The 3,611-nt window shown below is 41.9% G+C and carries 4 protein-coding genes and 2 pseudogenes; 2 read left to right on the top strand and 4 right to left on the bottom strand.

Features of this window, described 5'->3' with window-relative positions; translation table 11 throughout:
* On the top strand, window positions 1-215 hold a 215-nt coding region (locus tag NWQ57_RS10660), incomplete at its 5' end, for an ATP-binding protein (protein WP_306022133.1).
* A 41-nt stretch (window positions 216-256) separates the two neighbouring features.
* Here the strand turns inward: NWQ57_RS10660 and NWQ57_RS22665 are convergent.
* A complete protein-coding gene (locus tag NWQ57_RS22665; protein WP_372340908.1) occupies window positions 257-640 on the bottom strand; it encodes a CZB domain-containing protein in 384 nt (127 codons plus the stop codon).
* Between the two features lie 33 nt (window positions 641-673).
* Window positions 674-1,156: pseudogene (locus tag NWQ57_RS22660) on the bottom strand (methyl-accepting chemotaxis protein); the annotation flags it as partial.
* 696 nt (window positions 1,157-1,852) lie between these two features.
* Between NWQ57_RS22660 and NWQ57_RS10650 the strand changes: the two are divergent.
* On the top strand, window positions 1,853-2,794 hold the full coding sequence (locus NWQ57_RS10650) for an ABC transporter substrate-binding protein (RefSeq protein ID WP_306022131.1): 942 nt from the start codon (window positions 1,853-1,855) through the stop codon (window positions 2,792-2,794).
* Window positions 2,795-2,858: 64 nt separating this feature from the next.
* Here the strand turns inward: NWQ57_RS10650 and NWQ57_RS10645 are convergent, their stop codons facing one another.
* Both NWQ57_RS10645 and NWQ57_RS10640 read right to left on the bottom strand, forming a co-directional pair.
* Window positions 2,859-3,374, bottom strand: coding sequence for a hypothetical protein (locus tag NWQ57_RS10645; protein WP_306022130.1), 516 nt, complete (start codon window positions 3,372-3,374; stop codon window positions 2,859-2,861).
* Window positions 3,375-3,388: 14 nt separating this feature from the next.
* Window positions 3,389-3,611: pseudogene (locus NWQ57_RS10640) on the bottom strand (hypothetical protein); the annotation flags it as partial.

Genomic DNA, 3,611 nt, shown 5'->3' with positions numbered 1-3,611 from the left:
TTGCTAACGCCCCTTCGGTTAACCAACAGGAATGCGCACTATTATTCGAACCCTTGTATAGAAAAGATAGTGCTAGAACGCGACGCAATTCAGGGGCCGGCTTAGGTTTAAGTATCTGTCGCAATATTGTAGCGGCGCACCAAGGTAACATTTACGCAGCACCTAACACCATTGGCGGTCTATGTATAACAATACAATTGCCCATAATAGAATAGATAGCGACTTGCACCGCAAATGCGCGAGTCGCCTGATTGACTTAGAGGGACTTGGCCTTAGCCTCGATGCTAGTTAATTTATCAAAAACCTGCATGCTGGCTTTTTCCATTCGGCCTAGGGCGTCCGCCACTTTGTCAAGCTGACCGTCAGCCTTCGCTTTTAAGGCTTCTTTACCTGCTTGATGCAGGGCAACATGGGGTTGTTCTAACTGTTTAAATTCATTTAGGTCTGAAAATAAACGTTTACCTTCACCTTCGTTATACCAGCGACCTAAGCGACATTGGCTCTGATCAGCGATATCACTACCGCTCTTTTTAGACTCTCCGCGCAATACTTTGTAAATATCCACTTTCCACACTAAGTGATCTAATTTGACCGTTTGGATAAACGCGCTCAAACTGGCAGCTGAAATCACTTTAGACATACTACGGGCCATCGTTGCGATATCGGTTACCGAATTATTTATATCCGCAGCTGATTGAGACACAGCGGCTGTCTGATCGTTATTTTCGTTGATGTAGGTGGATACTTTAGAGGTTTGCTCTGTTGTAGCAGAAGTTAAAGCCGAGATCTTATCTGACGCTTGTGCAGAACGTCCTGCTAACGTTCTCACTTCATCTGCAACAACCGCAAAACCTCGCCCTTGCTCACCCGCTCTCGCCGCCTCAATAGCTGCATTTAACGCCAATAAATTCGTTTGTGCCGACAGAGATTGTATTTGCGAGACAAAGGATTCAATTTCTAAAGCTGACTGCGACAATTTCCCTATTGACTGACTGATTTCATCTGACTTGCTGGTTAAATTTTTCAACACATGTACACATTCAGTCAACGTCGTGCTGATGTGGGTAAAATCACTTAAGGAATTTTCTAAACGTAATTTTTCATCGGCAATACGTTGGGCAGAGCTTGCCACTTCTTGGCGCACCGCATCTAGCATGTCTATTGAACCAACAAATAAGGTATTGATCGTGCGCTCAGCTTTTGATTGGATTGCAACGTTTTCAGCCTCGTGTTTCGCTTTTTGCTGGGCTTTTAAAGCGGCATCAAGTTGCGCTGACAAATCATGTTTATCTTTTGTTAGCTCGCTAATTTTTTTTTCTAATTCTTGTATTTTCTGGCGATTTCCAAACATGTTTTTTCCTCAAAAGACTTTTGCAGTTCTGTATTGTTATCGAACCATTGAACAATAACATTAGCCACGACACGTAGGTTCAAAACAAGCAATATGACACCTAAAATGGGATTGGTATAAAACGATAAGGGCTTGTTTAGTCTTAAAAATTCAGCAATACCGCTCTTTGCTTATCTTAAGCCCAATAAAGCAACAAATATAGGAAATTGGTAATTAATTATTTTTTAAACAATTTACCCACAATTAAACGTACCAGTAAGCCAGGAATATAGCGTTAAAGAATTATAGAACTCAGAGCCCCAAAGTAATCCGAATATCCATGATATACATATAAACAGAATGTTTGGCTAAGTCCTTACCCGATGAGCGTAAGACGATCTAAAACCCTAAAAATCAATAATCTGCAAATATTTTTAAAGCAGACTACACTGATACAGAAAGAAACTAACAGCCGCCTACTCGTAGTTTTTTGCAAATCTATCAGTCAACTAGGATGAGTTAATGTATTGCATTAATCACACCTCTATACGCCCTTACCTCTGCTCAGTAAGTGTGTTTATTCTGTTTATTTTGACCTCAATGCAGGGGCTGGCAAAAAGCGAATATACTGAAATTCATTACCCTAATTCAGAGTCGCAATACGACATAAGAGTTAAATACCCCCTAGAATTATTGGCCTTAGCACTGTCTAAATCATCAAGCCCCTACAAACTAATAAAGTCGGATGAAGCCACTACTCAAAGTCGCGCCTTAAAACTACTGCACGATGAGGGTGGTTTAGATGTCGTCTGGACCATGACCAACCTTGAACGAGAAAAGGACTTTTTACCTGTCAGGATCCCAATTTTAAAAGGCTTGATTGGCTGGCGTGTATTGATAATAAAAGAACAGAATCAACCATTGTTCGACAACATTAACAACCTAAAACAACTCAAAAAATTAGTCGCTGGGCAAGGACTTGACTGGCCTGATACCGACATTCTGAAAAGTAATGGCTTAGTGGTAGAGACCTCTACCAATTACGACCGTTTATTTGAGATGTTGCAAAAAGGTCGCTTTGAATACTTTCCTCGGTCTATCACGGAAGTTTGGCTTGAACTATCACAACGCCCCGAACAACAATTAGCGGCAGAAAAAAAACTGCTACTTTATTACCCAACCGCCATGTATTACTTTGTCAAAAAAGACAACAATAAATTGGCTAATGATATCCAACAAGGTCTTGAAGAGGCAATCGAAGATGGCTCATTTGACACACTGTTCTACACCTATAACCAAGTATTAATTGACAAATCAAAGCTTTCAGAACGCACTATCATTACCTTAACCAATCCCCAACTATCTAAAGATACACCATTAGACAACACTGTATTATGGTTTAGCCTACCTAGAGAGCAAATACCCGATACGCCCTTGAATCAAGGTCTTGGCTATTTACACTAGGGCGTGCTGATCCTTGCTGTATGAACTTTAATCAAGGTCACATATCAACACGCCCTCCGCCCTTTTACTTTGGTTGAAGATTTTCTAAGACATCAGCCACACTATAGCTATCCTCATTAGGTTGCATTCCCTTACCCATTCTAACTTCTAGAATACTCTGCACCTCAGTGCGCGCTCGATTGCTAGCCAGTTCAACTCCCATAGTGTTAACCGGTTGGCGGCGCTCAGTACACGTCAGTAAACCACAGTCTCGTGACAAGGTTTGAGCGTGTGTCATGCTCAAACTTGTATTGGGCTTGACTTCTTCTCGGTCTACAAAGGTTTCTCGACTCGTCACAACGTACCAGTCGTAACCTTGCATTTTAGACAATTCAGCGGCTCGAAATAAGGCATGATTTGTCACGGTCAACACATCTTCAGTTGTGCTGGTGTACTGAACGCGATATCTATCATTGGCGACTTTGATATCACTGTAACCATTGCCGCCATTTTTCGCTGCGCGATACTGTGGCCCGCTGGCACAACCGGCCATGATTGAAGCTAAAAATACCATTACTGCAATTAAATACATCTTTTTCATAAGCTTATCCTCTTTTAATCACCGTTATTTGCCCAAGCCTTGTTGATGGCTTCACGTTCTTGTTGTTTATTTAATGCTGCTCCCTCTATTATTTGATCGATTACCACATCAAGGAAGGGGTCGCTCTTGCTTGCGGTGCGGTACTGGGCACCGTTTTGCTCAACCTGACTAAAACTAGTGGCTTTAACCTGCCATCTACCATTGCCCAGACAGGCCACGCTATCGCTTTGAATGCCA

The sequence above is a fragment of the Paraglaciecola sp. genome, assembly GCF_030730205.1.
Lineage (GTDB): Bacteria > Pseudomonadota > Gammaproteobacteria > Enterobacterales > Alteromonadaceae > Paraglaciecola.
Note: the sequence above shows the minus strand (reverse complement) of the source record. Positions and strands in the feature narration are given on the sequence as shown.

Coding starts and splice junctions, on each gene's coding strand:
- NWQ57_RS22665 (WP_372340908.1), bottom strand. CDS start 640: ATGTCTAAAGTGATTTCAGCTGCCAGTTTGAGCGCGTTTATCCAAACG.
- NWQ57_RS10650 (WP_306022131.1), top strand. CDS start 1,853: ATGTATTGCATTAATCACACCTCTATACGCCCTTACCTCTGCTCAGTA.
- NWQ57_RS10645 (WP_306022130.1), bottom strand. CDS start 3,374: ATGAAAAAGATGTATTTAATTGCAGTAATGGTATTTTTAGCTTCAATC.